17 protein-coding genes are annotated in these 19,731 nt (G+C 35.9%); 7 read left to right on the forward strand and 10 right to left on the reverse strand.

All coding sequences use genetic code 11. The features are described from left to right. The first annotated feature begins 69 nt into the window (after nucleotides 1-69). The gene (gene larA / locus HMPREF1630_RS01550; RefSeq protein WP_037326430.1) at nucleotides 70-1,347 is read left to right on the forward strand and encodes a nickel-dependent lactate racemase; all 1,278 of its coding nucleotides are present in this window, start codon (nucleotides 70-72) and stop codon (nucleotides 1,345-1,347) included. Between the two features lie 162 nt (nucleotides 1,348-1,509). Here the strand turns inward: larA and HMPREF1630_RS01555 are convergent, their stop codons facing one another. After that, nucleotides 1,510-2,169 carry an HAD family hydrolase gene (locus HMPREF1630_RS01555; RefSeq protein WP_037326432.1) on the reverse strand — a complete coding sequence of 220 codons (660 nt, stop codon included), beginning with the start codon at nucleotides 2,167-2,169 and terminating at the stop codon, nucleotides 1,510-1,512. A gap of 123 nt (nucleotides 2,170-2,292) precedes the next feature. Then, nucleotides 2,293-3,135 (reverse strand): glucosaminidase domain-containing protein, encoded by an 843-nt coding sequence (locus tag HMPREF1630_RS01560; RefSeq protein WP_037326435.1) that lies wholly within the window; start codon nucleotides 3,133-3,135, stop codon nucleotides 2,293-2,295. Nucleotides 3,136-3,395: 260 nt separating this feature from the next. Between HMPREF1630_RS01560 and HMPREF1630_RS01565 the strand changes: the two genes are divergently transcribed. Both HMPREF1630_RS01565 and HMPREF1630_RS01570 read left to right on the forward strand, forming a co-directional pair. Beyond that, entirely contained in the window at nucleotides 3,396-3,932 is a 537-nt protein-coding gene (locus tag HMPREF1630_RS01565) for a chromate transporter (RefSeq protein ID WP_037326438.1), read from the forward strand. After that, on the forward strand, nucleotides 3,925-4,485 hold the full coding sequence (locus tag HMPREF1630_RS01570) for a chromate transporter (RefSeq protein WP_037326441.1): 561 nt from the start codon (nucleotides 3,925-3,927) through the stop codon (nucleotides 4,483-4,485). Before HMPREF1630_RS01565 ends, HMPREF1630_RS01570 begins: the two co-directional genes overlap by 8 nt. A 91-nt stretch (nucleotides 4,486-4,576) precedes the next feature. Here HMPREF1630_RS01570 and HMPREF1630_RS01575 read toward each other — a convergent pair whose 3' ends face one another. Genes HMPREF1630_RS01575 through HMPREF1630_RS01595 form a run of 5 tightly spaced genes read right to left on the reverse strand, consistent with a single transcriptional unit; the run spans nucleotide 4,577 to nucleotide 9,654 of the window. Further along, entirely contained in the window at nucleotides 4,577-4,900 is a 324-nt protein-coding gene (locus HMPREF1630_RS01575) for a PTS sugar transporter subunit IIB (RefSeq protein ID WP_052039342.1), read from the reverse strand. 10 nt (nucleotides 4,901-4,910) lie between these two features. Continuing rightward, nucleotides 4,911-5,996 carry a DUF871 domain-containing protein gene (locus HMPREF1630_RS01580; RefSeq protein WP_037326444.1) on the reverse strand — a complete coding sequence of 362 codons (1,086 nt, stop codon included), beginning with the start codon at nucleotides 5,994-5,996 and terminating at the stop codon, nucleotides 4,911-4,913. Next, complete coding sequence (locus tag HMPREF1630_RS01585) at nucleotides 5,996-7,324, reverse strand: PTS sugar transporter subunit IIC (RefSeq protein WP_081931847.1); 1,329 nt, start codon at nucleotides 7,322-7,324, stop codon at nucleotides 5,996-5,998. The genes HMPREF1630_RS01580 and HMPREF1630_RS01585 overlap by 1 nt, the downstream gene beginning before the upstream one ends. A gap of 4 nt (nucleotides 7,325-7,328) precedes the next feature. After that, complete coding sequence (locus tag HMPREF1630_RS01590) at nucleotides 7,329-7,661, reverse strand: PTS lactose/cellobiose transporter subunit IIA (RefSeq protein ID WP_037326447.1); 333 nt, start codon at nucleotides 7,659-7,661, stop codon at nucleotides 7,329-7,331. A 16-nt stretch (nucleotides 7,662-7,677) separates the two neighbouring features. Next, the gene (locus HMPREF1630_RS01595) at nucleotides 7,678-9,654 is read right to left on the reverse strand and encodes a BglG family transcription antiterminator (protein ID WP_037326449.1); all 1,977 of its coding nucleotides are present in this window, start codon (nucleotides 9,652-9,654) and stop codon (nucleotides 7,678-7,680) included. A 191-nt stretch (nucleotides 9,655-9,845) separates the two neighbouring features. Here HMPREF1630_RS01595 and HMPREF1630_RS01600 point away from each other — a divergent pair, with 191 nt between their 5' ends. Beyond that, a complete protein-coding gene (locus tag HMPREF1630_RS01600) occupies nucleotides 9,846-10,172 on the forward strand; it encodes a PTS lactose/cellobiose transporter subunit IIA (RefSeq protein ID WP_004829265.1) in 327 nt (108 codons plus the stop codon). A 114-nt stretch (nucleotides 10,173-10,286) separates the two neighbouring features. Here HMPREF1630_RS01600 and HMPREF1630_RS01605 read toward each other — a convergent pair whose 3' ends face one another. Then, entirely contained in the window at nucleotides 10,287-12,959 is a 2,673-nt protein-coding gene (locus tag HMPREF1630_RS01605) for a cation-translocating P-type ATPase (protein WP_037326452.1), read from the reverse strand. A 618-nt stretch (nucleotides 12,960-13,577) separates the two neighbouring features. Here HMPREF1630_RS01605 and HMPREF1630_RS01610 point away from each other — a divergent pair. From HMPREF1630_RS01610 to HMPREF1630_RS01620, 3 genes are read left to right on the forward strand one after another with little or no spacing between them, the layout of a single operon-like run. Next, nucleotides 13,578-14,810, forward strand: a complete 1,233-nt coding sequence (locus tag HMPREF1630_RS01610) for an MFS transporter (protein ID WP_004829261.1) — start codon at nucleotides 13,578-13,580, stop codon at nucleotides 14,808-14,810. Then, nucleotides 14,811-16,730 (forward strand): oxidoreductase, encoded by a 1,920-nt coding sequence (locus HMPREF1630_RS01615; protein ID WP_004829259.1) that lies wholly within the window; start codon nucleotides 14,811-14,813, stop codon nucleotides 16,728-16,730. Between the two features lie 28 nt (nucleotides 16,731-16,758). Continuing rightward, complete coding sequence (locus tag HMPREF1630_RS01620; RefSeq protein WP_037326455.1) at nucleotides 16,759-17,601, forward strand: SDR family NAD(P)-dependent oxidoreductase; 843 nt, start codon at nucleotides 16,759-16,761, stop codon at nucleotides 17,599-17,601. Nucleotides 17,602-17,643: 42 nt separating this feature from the next. Here the strand turns inward: HMPREF1630_RS01620 and HMPREF1630_RS01625 are convergent, their stop codons facing one another. After that, nucleotides 17,644-18,909, reverse strand: coding sequence for a MerR family transcriptional regulator (locus HMPREF1630_RS01625; protein ID WP_037326457.1), 1,266 nt, complete (start codon nucleotides 18,907-18,909; stop codon nucleotides 17,644-17,646). Between the two features lie 10 nt (nucleotides 18,910-18,919). Continuing rightward, a complete protein-coding gene (locus tag HMPREF1630_RS01630; protein WP_037326460.1) occupies nucleotides 18,920-19,273 on the reverse strand; it encodes an SdpI family protein in 354 nt (117 codons plus the stop codon). Between the last annotated feature and the right edge of the window lie 458 nt (nucleotides 19,274-19,731).

The raw sequence follows: 19,731 nt of genomic DNA on the forward strand, positions 1-19,731 counted from the left end.
CATGAAATTGTTTGCATTATTTACAGTTATCTTATAAAATAGTAGTGAGAGAAGAAAAGGAGAGTAAATATGAAACAAGTAAGATTGCCTTATGGCAAAGAATTTATCGAAATGGAAGTAGGCGATGATGTAGCCATACTTGAGAGCAAGGCGCACAGTTTCAAGGCGACAAAAAGCCAAGAAGACCTCGTTAGGGATGCCCTTGCACATCCAATTGGGACAGAGAAATTATCTGACCTTGTAAAGGGTAAGAAAACAATAACAATAATTTCATCTGACCACACTAGACCAGTTCCATCTGCTATAACTATGCCAATCCTTCTTGAGGAAATTAGGTCAACAAACCCAGATGCAGAGATTACAATTCTTATTGCAACAGGTTTCCACAGACCAACTACTCATGAAGAATTAGTTGCTAAGTATGGACAAGAAATAGTTGACAATGAAAATATCGTTGTTCACAAATCTGGAGTAGATGAAGACATGGTTGAGCTTGATAGACTTCCATCAGGTGGAAGACTTCTATTAAACAAGCACGCTGTAAATGCTGACTTATTAATAGCTGAAGGCTTTATCGAGCCACACTTCTTCGCAGGTTTCTCTGGTGGTAGAAAATCAGTACTTCCAGGTATAGCAAGCGAAAAAACAGTTCTTGCCAACCACTGCTCTAAATTTATAGCAAGTGATTATTCAAGAACAGGTATTCTAGTAGAAAACCCAATCCACAAAGACATGGAATTTGCTGCAGAACAAGCAAAACTAGCCTTTATCTTAAACGTTGTAATTGACGCTGACAAGAAGATTATTAATGCCTTTGCAGGTCATAGGGTAAAAGCTCACTATGAAGGAACTGAATTTGTTAGAGGTCTATCAACTGTTGAAGGTGTAAATGCTGACATTGCAGTAACAAGTAATGGTGGTTACCCACTAGATCAAAACGTCTACCAATCTGTAAAATCAATGACAGCTGCAGAAGCTGCAGCAGCAGATGATGGTGTAATAATCGAAGTTTCTAGATGTAATGATGGCCACGGTGGTGAAAGCTTCTATAGAACTTTCAAAGATGCTGAAACTCCAAAAGATGTAGAAGACAGAGTTCTTCAAATTCCAATGGAAGAAACCATTCCAGACCAATGGGAAATCCAAATTCTAGCAAGAATTCTTGTACGTCATAAAGTTATCTTTGTAACTGACCCAGAAAATAGACAATTAATCGAAGATATGCACATGACCTATGCTGAAAGTCTTGAAGATGCTCTAAGAATGGCAAAGGAAATCAAAGGCGAAGATGCAAAAGTAGCTTTCGTTCCAGATGGTGTATCTGTAATCGTTAATAAGAAAAAATAAGGTAGGAATACCGTTTGAAGGCAAAAGAGAATGTTTTAACATTAGATTAGGATAAAAATCTAAAGGCACCTTACAAATATTTTCTTTGCATAGTCTTCAAAAAATATTCACTATTGCAAAACAAAAAGATGTTTAACTATGATTTTAGTTAAACATCTTTTTTTATCTAAATTTATCTATATCCATATCAGAAATTTTTTCTAGGGTCATATCAGCTTCTTCTTCGATATGGGCCCATTCTTTTTCGTTCCAAGGGAAGTCTTTTAGACCTACAGTCATAATCCCTTCTTTTTTTGCAGCTTCTAAGGCATAGAGGGCGTCGTCAAAAAGCACACAATCTTCTGGCTTTGCCCCATGTTTCATTATTGAATACTGCCAGTAGGCAGGGTCTGATTTTTTCATATTAAGAAGCTCAGGAGTTGCAAAAAAATCAAAGTAATCATAAATTCCTAGCCTCTTAAGAGCCATTTCCAAGTATTTATATGGGGTAGATGAGGCAATCGACATAGAAAAGCCTAAATCCTTTAATTTTTTTAGGATTTCAAGGTTGCCTGGTTTTGGCAAGAGCAAATCCTTGTAGCCGGTGTAGACAATATCATCAAAGTATTGCATAACCTCATCGAAAGTCATGTCTGTGGCTATTTCATCGGCTATGTATTGGCACATGTCATCAACGGATAGGGCTTCGATTTTCGCTTTTTCTTCTTTGGATAGGTTGGCTAAGTTGAATCCATACTTGGCAAAGAGTTTGGATTGTGGTTCTACCCAGATGTGCATGGAATCCAAAATTGTTCCATCTACGTCAAATATTAGCTTTTTCATTTTTATCCTTTCTTAACTTCTTTCTTAACTTTTTTCTTCCTTCCCTATATATCTTATATGTTTTTGCTGGCAAAGGCAAAAAAATAGACAAAAAAACCAACCTAATTCTAGGTTGGTCTGTAATTAATAAGATATATTTAAGGCGTTCATAGTTCCTGCTGCGAGTTGCTCAAAAGATCTGTGGTTATTCTCAAAAGATGGAGAATAACGGTTTATGAAGGCTTTATAGGTTGTGCAGCCCTTATTTGCATAAGCATCTCTCATTAGCTTGAAGACAACTTCGATGCCGTCTTCAACTGTAGGTGGGTTTACCCAAGCAGAACCTCTTCTTGAATAGGCAGGAGCCCATTGGCCACCAACACCATTTCTATAATAACGGATACAACCAAAGTTGTATTTGCCTACTCCAGCATGCTTGCCAAAATTAGTTTCCTTTGCGATTTGACCCATAAAAATACCTACGTTAATACCGTATTTGTTTGAGTACTTAAGGATTGTATCACCATAGCCCTTAAGTGGGGTATAGTGACCACGTTTTTCTAGAAACTTGTCTATGTAAGCGCCAGTTATGTGATCTGGGTTTTTAGTTCTTATGTCAAAATTTGATAAGTCGCCTCGTCTGTAATTTCTCCAAGATAGGCTGCCAGGTTCGCTAGTAGTTCCTGTTGCATTTCTATTAGAACCTTTGATTTCTACGCGATCTGGGTGACCTTTTTCTTTCTTGACTTCAAGTTCGTTTTCTGCCTTGTAGGAAGTTTGTGTTAGTTGGGTTTTTTCGTGAACAAGGTCAGTTCCTTCCTTAAGACCAACCATCTTATCTAAATCAAAATCGTTATATTCAATTACTTTTGTTTCTTCTGGTATTGTAGTTTCGTCTGTTGAATCTTCTGCTGCTAGGACTGGACTTGCTAAGGTCAAAGTCGACGCAACAAAAAGTCCTGTAAGTATATATTTAAAATTATTCATTCTGTCTCCTTTATCAATTAACAATATATATTTTAACTCATTTTTACTCTTTTGTCAATAAAAATGTTACACTTTTGTTACTTAATCATCAAAATCCTTGTTAAAACCGTAAAAAGCATGAGGTTTTGTATTTCTTTTGTTACTTTAATTAAGAAATGGTTTTATTAAAGACTGGTTAGATTTGTATAATAAGCCGTTTGCTTTATAAATTTCCTAGATTGTTATATAATATCCTTAAGGAAGCAAGAAAGGGAAGAGAGATGAATATTTTATTAGATCTTTATATAAGTTTTGTCAAAATCGGCTTTATGACCTTTGGTGGGGGTTATGCCATGCTACCCATCTTAGAAAGGGAAGTTGTTGAAAAGAAAAAATGGGCGACTAACGAAGAAGTTTTAGATTATTATGCTATTGGCCAGTCCACACCTGGTATCATCGCCATAAATACAGCAACCTTTTGCGGCTACAAGATGGCAAAAAACATTGGGGGAGTGGTGGCAAGTCTCGGTTTTATCACCCCATCAATTATAATAATTACCCTTATATCTAGTTTTTTAAAAAACTTCTCCCACATAAGTGCCATCCAACACGCCTTTGGAGGCATTAGGATTGCTGTTTGTGCCTTGGTTTTATATTCGGTAATAAAGATGCTTAGAAAAAATGCTAACTCGGTTGGAAAGTTCATGGTTTTTTTATTAACTTTCCTAGCGATAGCAGTTTTTGATATTTCACCCGTTGTGCTTGTAATAGTCGTAGCCCTTATTGGAATTATTTTAGGGAGGTTTAGACATGCTTAGGATGATGTGGGAATTTTTTAAAGCGGGTTTGTTTGCTGTTGGTGGTGGCATGGCAACCATTCCGTTTCTTCAAGCTATCGGCGAAAAATACGGTTATTTTACAAGTGAAGAGCTCTTGGATATGATAGCAGTCTCCGAGTCAACACCGGGCGCTATTGGCATCAATATGGCGACCTATGCAGGCATCAAGGCCCATGGGCCACTCGGTGGCATCCTTGCGACCCTTGCCTTGGTTACAGGACCAATTATAATCATCCTTATAATAGCAAGGATGATTTTGGCTTTTAAAAATTCAAAAATTGTAAAAGACGCTTTCAGTACCCTAAGGCCAGCCACAGCAGGGCTTATCCTAGGCGCTATGTCCACAGTCCTAGTACTTACCCTTGTGGATACAAACGCCTTTGCCCAAACAGGAAATTTTATGTCCTTGCTAAGACCGATTCCACTCGGACTTTTCGCAGCATTTACTTTAATTTTGTTTAAATTTAAAAACCTCAGCCCTCTTTGGATAATCGTGGCGGGGGCAGGCATAGGTATTGTTTTGGGTCTATAAAATGGCAAAGAAAAACCCAAGCTTTGACTTAAACTCTAAAATCCTTAAGGAGGATTAATGTGTCTATGTCACTTGCTTGGGTTTTTATTTTTTATTTGTTGTAGGCCTTAAGGGCATCGGATAAGATTTTTTCTCCGTTGATCATGCCGTAGTCCATCATATTTATGACATCTACTAGGGTATTTTGATCCTTGTAAACACCCTTAAGCTCGTTTAGTTTAAATTTTACTTGAGGGCCTAGGAGGAGGATGTCGATTTTGTGTGAACTATCAAGTTCTTCTACGCTGGATACTGGAACAGCTTTGATATCGACATCTAATCCTTTATTCTTAGCTGCTTCCTGCATTTTTTCAACTACTAAGCTTGTACTCATACCTGCAGAGCAGCATAGTACAATATTTATTGTATCGCTCATATAAATCTCCTTATATAATTTTGAAAGGATTTTGTTCAGCCAGCATATTAACAATCGCTTGTTCATCTTCATCAAAGTGGCCTACAAGATTTCTTTCACCTGTATTTTTAATTTTTTTCTTAACGATTTCAAGTTCGCCTCTGTAGTGGGCGAGGTTGTCGTTGATTATTACAACATCTCCCTCATCGAAGAATTCTTTATCACACTTCCTAGGAGGAATGTTCTTGTCAGCGGCAAAGGCTCGGCTAACACTGCTTCTGATGAAGAAGTCTGAAGAGTCTATCCTATCAAAGTGAACAAAATCGTAAAGGATTTTCCTTTCTATATCTATTATATCATTAATTGCTTCGATTTTTAAGCTTGGAATTGATAAATCTACCTTGCTCAATTCTTCTAATTCTTCACAAGAAGCGTAGGCGTTGCCAATAATAATGTCATTTATCCTCCTATCAGCTATAAGATACCTAAGTTGGTAGGAAATATTTTTATACCTATGACATTCTAAGGTAGCTAGTCCCTTATAAACAGGCCAAGGTCCGAAAGTGTTGTCGTTATTACTTGATATGAAAGCGTGAACTTTTAAGGCCATATCATAGTATTTTTGAGTGAAATAATCGAACCTTTCCTTGCTAAGACCGGTGTATTCTTGTGGATAAAAATTGTGGCAGGTAGTCATCTTGTTCCTATCAGCACCCTTTTTGATTAACAAGTCTAAAGCCATGTCGCTACTTGCATTAAACTCTACAGTTATATTGTAAGGATTATTGGTAATTAGGATATTTTCCCTATCTGATAGGGGCCAGTCAAGTCTTATAATATCCACTCCCATTTTGGCAAAGACAGATATATCATCTGCCCTTGCGCCAAGTAGGTTAAAAACATCTGCATTTGTATCCACTGAAACCTTAAAGCCCAGTTCATGAGCCTTATCTATAAAGTTTGTAAAATTTTTAATAATTTCATCCTTGCTTTCTTTTACAGAAAGGAGGCAGGTGAAAATTCTCGAAAAACCATATTTAGAAGCTAGCTTCATATAGGCTAGATCTTTTTCGAAAGTCGAGTGTTCTGGATATATTGAAATACCTAGTCTGCGCATTATGCTTCTACGCTTTCTTCAGATTCTTCTTGGATTAGGTTGTTTCTATCAACTGCAGCTACGAATGGATAATAAATTATGCAGCCAATTATGATTAGGACAACTTGTAGGAGGGCACCTTGCCAGTTACTAGATAGGAATCCAGAAACTACTGGAGGTGTGGTCCAAGGCATGATGATACCATTTGGAATTGGAACTAGACCTATATTCATAGTGATGTAGCTGATAATTATATTTATAGTTGGAACTAAGATAAATGGTACTAATAGTAGTGGGTTTAAAACTATTGGCAAACCATAGATAACTGGCTCATTTATACCAAATACTGCTGGTAAGATTGATAATCTTGAAAGTTGTTTTAGTCTCTTTGATTTAGAAATCATTACTGCGACTATTAGTAGGGATAGGGTTGAGCCTGCACCACCGTAAGTAGCAAATAGGTTTTGGAATTGAACATTGATGATATTTTCTGGTAATTGTCCAGCTGAAACCTTTGCTAAGTTCTCTGCAGAAAGGGCGTATAGGACAGGCATGAACATTGAGTCTGTGATGTTTGTGCCGTGGATACCTAGGAACCATAGAGCGTGGGCAAATAAATACACTAAAACCATTGCTGTTAGTGATCCACCTATGTGTTGGAGTGGAAGTTGCAATACACTATAAACAAAGTTGAAGGCATTTTCCCATGGAGTTAGGGTAAAGACAAATTTGATTAAAACAAAAGATGTCATAACGAAAGCTGCTGGTAATAATGCTGCGAAAGATTGACCTACTGTTGGAGGCACACCTGAAGGCATCTTTATTACAAGACCCTTATCAACTATCATTTTGTAGATTCTAACGGCTAAAAATGCGGAAATTATACCGATGAATACACCCTTAGAACCCAACCAATCAAAGGAAAGTCCGTTTATTGTTAGAGCTTCTTCACTGCCTTCTGGTGTAAATTCAAAAGAAAATGGCATAAGGATAAACCAGCTTACTAATGATACAACTCCACTAAAGAGTGGGTCCACTTTTAGTCTTGTACCGTAAGCGTGACCAATTCCTATAACTACGAATATAGACATGATTGTGAATGAAGCGTTTGTTGCTGCTGAAAAGTATGAAGCGATAGTGTTGCCATTAATTTCTGTGCTTCTCAATAAATCCATCCATGCTTGGATTGGGAAGTTTGAAATTAACATAAACATTGATCCGATAATTAATAAAGGCATAGCTAGGGCAAAACCATCTCTGATTGATTGAAGATGGGCATTACCACTTATTTTTGCTGCAAGCGGCATGAGTTTTTCTTCTAATTTTTCCATAAAATTTTGTTTTTTCATTTTATTACCTCTTATTTTCTAGGTTTTCTATCCTGGCATAACACTGCATAATTTCATTTGCCAAGACATAAATTGTTTCACATGACATCATTTGGTCTTCTGCATGCATGAGCAACAATGTTTGCATGGAGTTTTCCATTTTGTGCTCAGAAGTAAACATTTGTTGGTGGATTTTGTGGCACTGTGCATAGGTTTCCTTGCCTTCTTTGATTAATTCCAGAGCTTTTTCTTCATTTCCAGCTCTTCTTTCAGACATGGCTTCCACATATGCCGACTTGGTCGCACCAGCAAAGGTTATTAGCTGCATGCAAGTCTCTTCTAAATCGCCTAAACTCATTTCTACCTCCTTTCTTTTATAGTAAATTCAAAATAAGTTCTTTAAAGTCGATGAAATTTTCTATATTAATTAGCGCTTGGATTAGTGAATCATCCTTTAAAATTTTTGTAAAAACCTTTATAATTTTTTCAAAGTCGGGGTCATTTTTCCCAGGAGGGGAGATATAAAACACTATCCTAAGCTTATCTGAATCTTTTCCCCAACTAATATCTGCCTTGGAAATAACAGTGAAAATTTCTGCCTTATCCTTTATAGGACTTACAGGATGGGGAATGGCTACTAGGGTTTTAAAAACTATAGAACCAAAATTTTCCCTCAGTAAGGTCTGGTCTCTAAAAAATTCTTCCATTTCGTGTGTCGAAGCCAAGGACTTGTATATCAAATTCAAAACTTCATCCTTTGTGCAAGGGTTTTTATTTATTATAAAGTTTTTTTCTGAGAAATATTTTTCGAATAGGGTTAAGTTTGTGTTAGGGACTATCTGTTCGTCTGACCATAAGTCCTGATAACTTTTTATTAGCTTTTCTACTTCTTTGTCAATCAAAGCGCAGTCATCTTCATCAAGGAAGACGCTAACTTTTACAGAAGGAACAGCTATAACCAAACCTTCCAAATCAACGCTCGATATTATCAAGTCAACGTCGTCTAGGTTTTTGGGAGTGATCTCGTAGTAACCAATCACATTTTTTATATTAATAGTGTTGGTATATTCGTTTTGAATCCTATTTTTAAGCATCAGCCCCGTACTGAAACCAGATGCGCATACAACAAGGACGTTAATCTTCTTGTTGAATTTATTTCTCTCAAGCGCTGATAAGATATAAATTACCAAATAAGACCGCTCATCGTCCGTTATATCCATATTTTCAAATATAGAAAACTTTTTAAAACTATCAACTACCAGATCAAAATAGCTAGTATATTGGGTTTTTATTTTATCTGTCAGAGGATTTGAAATATATAAACCAGATGCAACCCTGTTTTCTAGAGCTTTTAGGTGTTCGATAAAATTATTCATAAAAACATTATCGTCTAACAAGTTTATATTTAACTTCTTAGACAGGTACCTTAATAAGTCTATAACTTGGTTGTAGTCTTTAAAAGACTTTATAGAATTTTCGCTCGAAAGCTTGGTCTTTGAAAGCAGCTGGAGGTAGATGTATTTCTTTTCCTCAATAGGCAAGTCTATAGCGAAACTTTTAGAAATCCTCCTAATAACTGACTTAGCGAAATCTAAAAATTCGTCACCTTCTCCTTTTGCAATATCCTTATCGTAATTATCAATCAAGCAATTTATCTTAACTCTTTCAATAACTAGGGCAAAGTGGATTACCAAATTTTGGATAGCATAGTCATTTACAGATATGCCATATTCTCTTATTTCATCAAGAAGAATAATCAAGAGCTGAGAAATAGTAGCTTTGTGAAATAAGTTAAGGTCTTCTAGCTCATTTATAAAGGAGTTGGAGTATATACTAGAAAAGAAAAAATCTAGGATAAAATGTCTCTTCTCTAGTTCCTTACCGGATATTGATAGGTAAGAATTGTCATCTTTAACTATATCCAGTCCATAATCCTTAAGCTTATTTCTAAGGCTGTAAATATCTCTTTGGAGAGTTGACTCGCTAACAAACAAGATTTCCAACAGGTCATCAAAGGTTAGGGCTCTGTTTTCCAGCAAGAGATTCTCTAGAATATATTTCTCGCGCCCTTTTTTATCGTAAATTTGATCAAGGTTTGACATGCTAGCCTTTGACTTGTAAATATAGTCGATATACTTATCGTGATCGCCAATGACAAGTTTAAAGCCGCTGCCCTTCTTTGCTACAATTTCAAAAATATTCTTAGGAACGTTTTCAGAAATTAGATTTATATTAGTCCTTATAGTTTTTTCGGAAAATCCGACATTATAACCTATTTCTGTGCTAGTACAGTACTTATCTTTGTTCTTATATAAAAATTTTATAATCCTAATTTCTCTATCAGATAGCATATTTCTCCTCACTATCATTATACCAGAAAACCTTATCATAAATAATTCTATTTTTTCCGTTATAGCATCGGTAAAGGTGGGTGAGGTTTTTTGCTTGAGATTTTATGCTTGGAAAAGCATAGATATCTTGAATTATTAACTATTATTGGTATTTTTATTATAAGAATGGTTTTAATTTAAAGGAGAGATTTATGACTGATACTAACAATAATCCTAGAGAAGAATTGACCAATGCGGGCCTTAAGGTGGTAGCTTTTTCTGGCGATGCAAGGAGCAACTTTCTAGAAGCACTTGACCTTGCAAAAAAAGGTAAATTTGAAGAAGCTGACCAGTATGTAGCCATGGCTAATGAAAACTTGGAACTTGCTAGTCTTGCACAAAAAGATTTTTTGGAAAATGAAGCAGAGGGAAGTCGACAAGGCTTGGATTTTTTAGCCATCCATGCCCAAGACCACTACATGACAACCTTATTACTTAGAGATTTAATCCATAATCTGATTGATATTTACAAAAAATAAGCAAAAGAAAATCCCAGAGTCGTTGGATACTGGGATTTTTCTTTTGCTAAAATTTTAGGATTTACTTGCTAAATCCATTTATTTATGAAACTTATTTTCTTCTTATAGTTTTGCTTATTTTCTTCTCATAGTCTTGCTTATTTCCCCGAACACTAGTGGGATTGAGGCGAGTATTAATACTGGAATCCATTCCCATGTTAAGGAAACTACTTCAAAGAGCTTTGTCAAAATTGGCACATACATTACAACTAAAAGTAGGGCGAAGGATAGGATTACTGCCTTGATTAGGTGTGGGTTTGAAGCAAAACCTAATTCCTTTAGGGTGTATTTTGTGCTCCTTACTGAAAAGGCTCTTAGTAGTTCTGATGTGATTAGGGTTGCAAATACCATTGTGTGGGCACCTTCGATTGAGCCAGGGAATATCCATTTTAGGCCAACTATATAAGCTCCAAGGACTGCGAGTGTTATAAATATTGATTGGCTAATTAGGTTTGTTCTGATATCGCCAGAGACGATTGATTCTCTTGGATCCCTTGGTGGTTCTTCCATAAGGCCTGGCTCTGCCGGTTCAACACCTAAAGCTAGGGCTGGGAAGGCATCTGTGACTAGGTTTAGCCACAACAATTGGATTGGGGTAAGTGGACTAGGAAGTCCCATTAATATTGATAGGAAAACTATCAAAACTTCTGCAATGTTACAAGATAGGAGGAAGGATACAAATTTTTTGATATTTGAAAAGATTACTCTTCCTTCTTCAACTGCATTTACTATGGTTGCGAAGTTATCGTCAACAAGGATCATATCTGAGGCGTCTTTGGCAACGTCTGTACCTGTAATACCCATGGCTACACCTATGTCAGCGTTTTTGATGGCAGGAGCGTCATTTACACCGTCACCTGTCATGGCTACGACATTGTCATTAGCTTCGAGGGCCTTGACAAGTTGGACCTTATTTTCTGGTGAAACTCTGGCAAAAATTCTCTTAGTTTTAACAATTTCCCTGATTTCTTCGTGGGTTTTATCGTTTAGTTCGGAGCCTTGCATAGCTTGGTCACGACTAGTTGCGATTCCTAAATCTTTGGCAATGGCAAGGGCTGTTTCAAAATAATCGCCAGTTATCATAATTACATTAATTCCTGATGCGTGACATTCGGCAACTGCTGCCTTGGCTTCTGGTCTTGCTGGGTCAATCATTCCTGTGAGCCCTACAAAAATCATATCTTTTTCGATATTTTCTGTAGTAAGGTCTTGGTCAAGAGTCTCTAGAGGTCTAAAGGCGTAGGCCATTACCCTTAGGGCCTGACTTGCAAGGTCGTTGTTTTTATCAGCAAGTTTTTTACGGTATTCGTCGGTAAAATCTTGCATTTCGCCGTTGATTAAAATTTTTGAAGAATGACTCATTACAACATCTGGTGCACCCTTAGTCATGGCGTAATATTTGCCATCAAGCTCGTGGAAGGTAGTCATCATCTTTCTTGTGGAATCAAATGGGATTTCCTGGAGCCTTGGGTGTTTGTCGTTGATAGTTTCCTGGTTGATGTTCCATTTTTCAGCGAAAGTTAGCATGGCACCTTCGGTAGGATCGCCTGTTATCTTATACTCTTCGCCTTCGCGGATGAGATTTGCATCATTACAAAGACTTGCTATAGTCATCAATAGTTCTATCTGGCCATCAGAATTAATTACTTCTTTATTTTGCCTTCTGATATCGCCCTCAGGCTTATAACCAGTACCTTCCACCTCGTATTCCTCATCATTGGTGAAAATTTTTGTAATAGTCATTTCGTTTTGGGTCAAGGTTCCAGTTTTATCTGAACAGATAACTGTAGTTGATCCGAGAGTTTCAACAGATAAGAGGTTTTTAACGATAGCCTTCCTGTCTGCCATCCTGTTCATACCAATAGAAAGGACAATAGTTACAACAGCTGTCAAACCTTCTGGAATAGCTGCAACTGCAAGGGAAACTGCCACCATAAAATTCTCTAAAAGATTGTGGCTGCCCCTAAAATATCCTAGGGCAAAAACTCCCATACAAACCACAACAACAAGGACAGCTAAAAGTTTTGAAAGCTTTTTAAGTTGCTTTTGGAGAGGAGTTTCCTTGTCTTCAACCTCGTCTAGACTTACTGCAATTTTACCAATTTCTGTTTCTTCGCCAGTCGCAGCCACAAGACCAAGGCCGTGGCCGTAGGTAACAATTGAAGATGAGTGGACGTAATTTTCCCTATCACCTATACCTACATCCTCATTAGTTTCAAAACCTGCGTCCTTTTCAACAGCCACAGATTCACCTGTGAGTGATGATTCATCGATTTTTAAGTTTGATGACTCGATAAGTCTCATATCAGCTGGGATAATATCCCCTGTTTCAATGACAACTATATCACCTGGCACCAATTCCTCTGCCTTAACATGTCCTCTTTGTCCATCACGGATAACAGTAGCCTCAGGTGAGCTCATCTTTTGTAAAGCCGCCACAGAGTCCTCTGCCTTTCCCTCCTGGATAATAGACATAATGGCGTTAATAACAACAATTGCGATAATAATTACACATTCGATTACATCACCTGTAAAAGCTGACACAATAGCAGCAATTACCAAAAGAATAACCATAGGATCGGCTAACTGTTCGATAATCTTGCTAAGCAAAGACTTTTTATTTGATGACTCAATAGCATTTGGTCCATATTTTTCAAGTCTTGTCTTGGCTTCAGATGAGGTAAGTCCACGTTTGGCATCAGCTCCGTGTTTTTTGATTACTTCATTAAGACTGCCTTTATAGTCCATAATTCCTCCTTAAAAATTTGCAAAAGATATAAAAAAAGCGGGGCCACTTGAGTTATACTCACCAGCTCCGTCTCGCCACCTTCTAGGGTTTATTTAACCGGGTAAAAACCGTTCTGACGATTAAATAATTGGGCTACTCCCTTTTGCTAGTAACATTATATATTAATGTCAAGTAAAAATCAATCATTTAATATGTAATGTTCCTTGAGTTTGGGTGTATCATTTTCAAAATCAAAATTCTGATAGGGATTCTAAAAGGAATTTTATTTAATAATTAACATATAAAATTTACAAACTATTATTTTATATCCAATAAAAATTTAAAGTTTTTTATTTACATTATTTTAAGGAAATGATTAATAAAAATCTAATAAATTTAGCTAAGCTAAATTAAACGCCTTTTTGAATCAAAATTTCACATGTAACTAAGTGGAGTTAGAACCAGTTTTTCTAATAAAAATCAGCTATTAGACTAAAGTTTGTCATAAGACCAGATTTGTATAAATGACTTCTTATTTTAGCTATTGACATTGTCCGGAAACCACGTCATACACTATGTATGAATTCGTTAGTTAATTAACTATTAGAAAATATTTAGAAAATATTTAGGAGGTTTAGATGACGAAAAATAGATTCTATGGGTGGATAAATGTTGGCTTATCGGCACTAATAATGCTTCTAACTCTAGGACTTGGAAATGCTAGTCTCAGTCAGTTTTTACCATTGATTGCTAAAGATTTATCGGTAAATATGAGTCAGGTTACTTTGCTAGTATCATTTTCTTCGATATCTATAGCGATATTTGGAGCGCTGATTGGTCATGCGATAAGGAAGTTTGGGCACAAAAATTTGGTTTACATAGGGGTGTTTTTATATTCTTTGTCGATACTTATCTTATCTTTTTCCAACTCATTGCCACTTATATATTTAGCGGGAGTAGCTATGGGTGCAGGTATTAGTTATGGCACAAGTCTTACCCTATCAACTATAATATCGGCATGGTTTATTGAAAAGAGAGGGCTTGCTCTTGGATTGGTTTTTGCAGCAAGCGGGGTTGGAGGATTTATATTTAATCCGATAGTAGCTAGGTTTATATTGTCAATAGGATATAGGAAAACCTTATTTATAGAAGCTATTACCATATTTATAGTATGTATAGTTGGGGCATTTTTTATTGTTGCCAATCCTAAGGATAAGGGACAAAAGCCACTTGGAGAAATAGGCGTGATAAATGAAAATGAATGCGCAGAGGAATCACTTAATAAGACCGATATATACAGGTCCTTGCCATTTATTTTGCTTGTATTTTCATGTATCAGTTTCGCAATGGCTATTCAACCAACTATGTATAACTTTTTTCCTCATTACTTATCTTTAGGCTATGATCAAATATTTATAGCAAATTTAATTTCTATAGTATCTTTGGTTAATATAGCTGCTAAGCTAATTATGGGATATGTGAATGATAAGTTTGGGCTAATTAAAGCTATAAGTATAGGTTTCATAGGATATTTTGTTTGCGATTTTATTATGATTGTTTCAAACTCAAAAACATCAGCATATCTTGCTGTTATAGCATATGGCTTTGCCTTAACTATGCTTGTAGTTGCCTTGCCACTTATTGTCCCTAAAGTATTTGGAATGAAGCATTATGCTAGTATTCTAGGAATTCTTACAGCTTTTTTGACAATAGGATCTTCGATTGGAACTCCACTTTCATCATTGATTTTTGATAAAACAGGTGAATTTAAGATATCATTCATAATTCAAGCAATACTTATAGTGGTATCTTACCTATTGTTTTTGAGGGCTGTTACATACAAAAGTAATTTAAATAAGAAAGGAAAATAAATGTCAAAATTGTATCCAAATTTTTTATCACCAGCTAAGATAGGAAAAGTTGAACTTAAAAACCGTTGTATTATGCCTCCTATGGGGACTCATAGGGTAGGTAGTGATTTAAAAGTAAACCAAGTTATAATTGATTATCATAAAAGACGTGCAGAGGGTGGCTGTGCACTTAATGTAGTTGAAGTGGCTTGCGTTCACCCTTCAGGAGTTACTGGGGCTGACCTTGGTATCTTTGATGATTCTTTTATACCAAGCCTAAGAGAGCTTGTAGATGGTATACATCAAGCAGGTGGAAAGGCTGCCATTCAACTTTGGCATGGTGGAAGGCAAATATTTACCAAGGGTCAACCTTGGTCATCTACTGATATACCTTGTCCAAAATTACAAATTCCACCTCATAAAATGACCACTGAAGAGGTTTATGAAATGATTGAAGCCTTTGGTGATGCGGCAGTGAGGGCGGAAAAAGCAGGATTCGATGTAATAGGGGTTCATGCAGCTCATGGTTATCTTATAGATCAATTTGTAAATGAATACTCAAATAACAGAGATGATGAGTTCGGTGGTTCATTTGAAAATAGAGTCAGATTTGGTGTAGAAGTTATAAAAAACATCAAGAAAAAACTTAAAAAAGACACACCTATTCTTGTAAGGATGAATGCCGAAGAAGGAGTTGAAGAGGGAGGACTCAAACTTGATGAGGGGATAAAAGTTGCAATAGCTTATGAAAAAGCAGGAGCAGATGCCTTAGATATAAGCCAAGGTTGTAACTCAGCCATGGCAATATCCACACCTCCATACTTCCTAAAAACAGCTTTTAATGAGGATAACTGTAGAGAAATTAAAAAACACGTATCTATTCCTGTAATATGCCCGGGAAGAATAATATCACCAGAAATTGCTGAAGAAGTAATATCATCTGGTGCAGCTGATTTTGTAGATGTGGGACGTGCTCAATTAGCCGACCCTGATTTTGTCAAAAAAGCAGAAGAAGGAAGAGCGGACGAAATCACCCTATGCGTAGGATGTACTCAAGCTTGTTTTTCAAGAATTATGAAGGGTGATGTATCATGTATATTTAATCCACAAACCGGTCATGAAATAGATAGGAAAATAGAAGCTACAACAAATCCTAAGAAAATTCTTGTCATAGGTGGAGGACCTGCTGGTCTTGAAGCAAGTAGGGTTGCGGCTTTAAGAGGTCATAAAGTTATTTTATTTGAAAAAACCAGAAGACTAGGTGGCCAATATATACTGGCTGGGGCTGCACCTCATAAATCAATTTTAGCAGATGCTGTAAGTCAAATGGGAGTAAAGGCTGCTAGTGCAGGAGTTGATATTAGACTTGCAACAGAAGCGAATCCAGAAAACATCAAAGAAATTAATCCGGATGAAATCATAGTATGTGCAGGCTCTTCACCATTTATTCCACCAGTTGCTGGAATGGATAAGCTTAAAACTTATGTAGCTCATGATATTTTAGACTTCAAAGACTTTGTTAAAGAAGAAAAAATTGCTGTAATAGGTGGTGGTCTAGTAGGTCAAGAAATTGCAGAAGTTTTAGCAGAAAATGGAAAAGATGTATTTATAGTAGAAATGCTAGATGATGTAATAGGTGTAATAGATATACTTATAAGAAAACATACAGTTGATACTTTTAATAGGTTAAACATAGACTTGCTCACATCTACAGCCCTAAAAGAGATTGTAGAAGATGGAATTATAGTAAGTCAAAAGGGTGAAGAAAGAAAACTAGATGCAGATGCTGTTGTATTTGCAGTTGGATCAAGAGCAAATAAAGACGTAGTAGATATGGTTGATAAATTAAATATCCCATACCATGTAGCAGGAGATGCTGTTAAAGCAAGCAAAATACTAGATGCAATCTGGCCTGCAAATGAAATAGCAAGAACAATATAGTAAGTCATTAATTAATAAGGAGGAAAAAATGACAGATTACAAAGACAAAGTAGTAGTTATCACAGGAGCTGGAACAGGAATTGGATATGGAATGGCAAAAGAATTTGCTAAAAGAGGAGCAAAACTTGCAATATCTGATATAAACGACGAAACTTTAAGAAAGCTTGAAGAAGAGCTAAAAAACGATGGCGTTGACGTAATAGCTTATAGATTTGATGTATCTAATAGGGGTCAAATGGAAAAATTTGCTAGAATGACCTTTGATCATTTTAAAAGAGTAGACTATTGCATGCACAATGCAGGTGTAACAAGCATGGGACATGCCCTAAAAATTCCGGAAACAGATTACTTTAGAGACTTTGAAGTAAATACAATGGGAGTTGTATATGCAGCAAGAAGCTTCATACCTAAGATGGAAGAACAAGAAGGGGAGGCTTACTTCATTCCTACAATTTCATCATCAGCTTTCCTTTATACAGGTGCCATACCTGCATATATCGTATCTAAACACGGTGCTCAAGGATTCTGTGAAGCTTTGGCAATTCAACTTGAAAATGATAAATCAAATGTAAAAGTAAGAGTACACTCACCAGGAACAGTTGCGACAGAAATTTGTCATCCAAAATATTATATGCTAGATAGGAGAAATGCGTATTTCCAAACAGAAGAATTTAAAAATCTTGAAAAGGCTATATCTCACTTCATAGCTACTGGTGGACTTACAGTAGAAGAGTACATTCCAGAATTATTCAAACAACTAGACGAAGATTTATTTATCATTCGTCCATGTGTTTCAGAAGAACCAAGATGTACTTATAGATCAGAAAGTTTAATTTCAAGAGAGGGTCCTTTCAAAGAAGGTCAAAGATAAGAAAAAAAGATGGGGAGCTTATTAGCTTTACCCATCTTTTTTTTAAAGCCTTCCCTCAAAGTCGTAATGATAGGCAGTAAAATCTAGTGAACAAACATTTTGTTTAATATTATTATCCGGATCATAAGTAATTATGAATTTAGGATTATTATATAATTTATTAAGGAAAGGAGAACTATCAATTGACATGTTGAGGTGCTTATGAAGGATGAAAAAGTCTTTAGGTAAAATCCCTAAAACCTCAGCATCAGATGATAGATACTTATTAAAATTTTTATCATCCATAAGGACTTTTTTCTCTCTAAGAAGATAATAAAATGAAGAATAATCATCTAAAAATATGTTGACAGATCCATTACTTATAGGAAGCTTGTCCATAGATGCACATATGATTGCGATATCTAATTTTACACCTAAACTTTCAAGGAGGTTCTTTAATTTTTTTGCAGCTTTAATATTTCTCATAGCAACAATCAGAGTAGATTTTTTGATTGGGTTATCATCACCAATTTTATTTAAAAGATGATAAAATAAGAACCTACCTGAGTTAGTTTCGCTGGTCATAATACAAGAAACCTCATTGTTTTTAACAGGTTTACTATCTATAATTCTTTCATACATCCAATTATAGGCCTTAAAAACCTTTTGAAATTCGGCTGGCTTTAAGTTTTTTAGCTCCTTCCACTCCATAGCAAGATGGGTATCAAGCCAGTATTCATGATTTTCTTTAATAGGAAGATCTTCTATTTTAATCGGACTATCTTGAAGATTATCCTCTATGATGATGCCATCTTCTATTTTAAGATGATAAGAGCAATTTTTGCAATGCAAGTCAGCATGAATAATATAAGAATCTTCTATATCTGCATTAGTAAAATTAAATGAAGACCCACAAGAAGGGCATGACAGATTTTTTAGAAAATCAACAGCAACACCGAGCTTCTGGTATATTTGTCTATTTTTCAAGTATTCATCTGATTTGTTATTTAAAAAATCAAGTTTATTTTGAAGGTTCTTAATTTCGTTTTTAATTAATTCTTTTTTGTTGTCTAATTCTGAAGCCATGAAATTATTAAATCTATGATCCAAAGGGTGGAGATTCCTCTTAAGGGAAATAAGTTTATTAATATCATCTACAGAAAACCCAAAATCTTTGCAATCTAAGATAAATTCAATATCTTTTTGGTCAGATTCGGTGAAAATATAATTTCCTCCAGATTTTGATGGCAAAATAAGACCTATCTTCATGTAATATCTTAAAGTATCTTTTGTTATATTATTAATCTTAGCAAATTCTCCGAACTTCATAAATAAACTCCTAACTATTATCCTTAAGATTAAATTTTTTTCTCAAAACCAACTTAGCAAGACCAAACAAAAGCAAAAAGAAAATCAAGAGAGAAATAATAATAATTATAGAAAGAATCTCCCTAGAAAGCTCAAGGTAAATCAAAATAGGCACAATAATTCCATAAAACAAAACCCCAAGACCAATAGCTAAAGCACCAGCAAAAAGATTAGCAAAACGCCAAGTATCCTTAGAATAACAAGCCTCCCAAATATGAAAACCAACACTCATATCAGGATGATTGGTATGGAAAAATATAAAAAATATGCCTATGTAAATTGAAAAAATTAAAAGCATTAAATCGCCAACAATAACAGGTCCCACTTTTTTCTCCTTTAATGGTAGTAAAAATTTTGTAAGCAAAATTTTTACGGTTCTCACAATTTTACAAGGACGAAGTCCACAGGAAAATTGATGAGAAACCTTATGTAATTTTTTATAATCGATGCGACGAATAGGAGCATTGATTGTAAAAAGATTACGTTCCTTTTAATTAAATTAGGGATATTTCCCTAAAACCCTTTTTTATAATATACTATTTTTTGGGGTTTTATCCGAGAATAAAAATATCTTTTTTTGTTAATCCGAGATTAACTGTATCATCTATATTTTCTCAGTCATTTACATGACCACTCCGTTCCTAGGGGGAGCCCAGGGGGACTTTCCGCGCTCTAGGCTGCTTGGGCAAGTCGTCCCCCCCCATCGGGTCCCCATTAACCCCCCGGCAAGCCCGTCGGCTCGTGGAGACCTACCCCCTCCAAACGGCCCCTTAGCGGGGAGCG

It is taken from the genome of Anaerococcus lactolyticus S7-1-13 (assembly GCF_000758765.1).
GTDB classification, from domain to species: domain Bacteria; phylum Bacillota; class Clostridia; order Tissierellales; family Peptoniphilaceae; genus Anaerococcus; species Anaerococcus lactolyticus.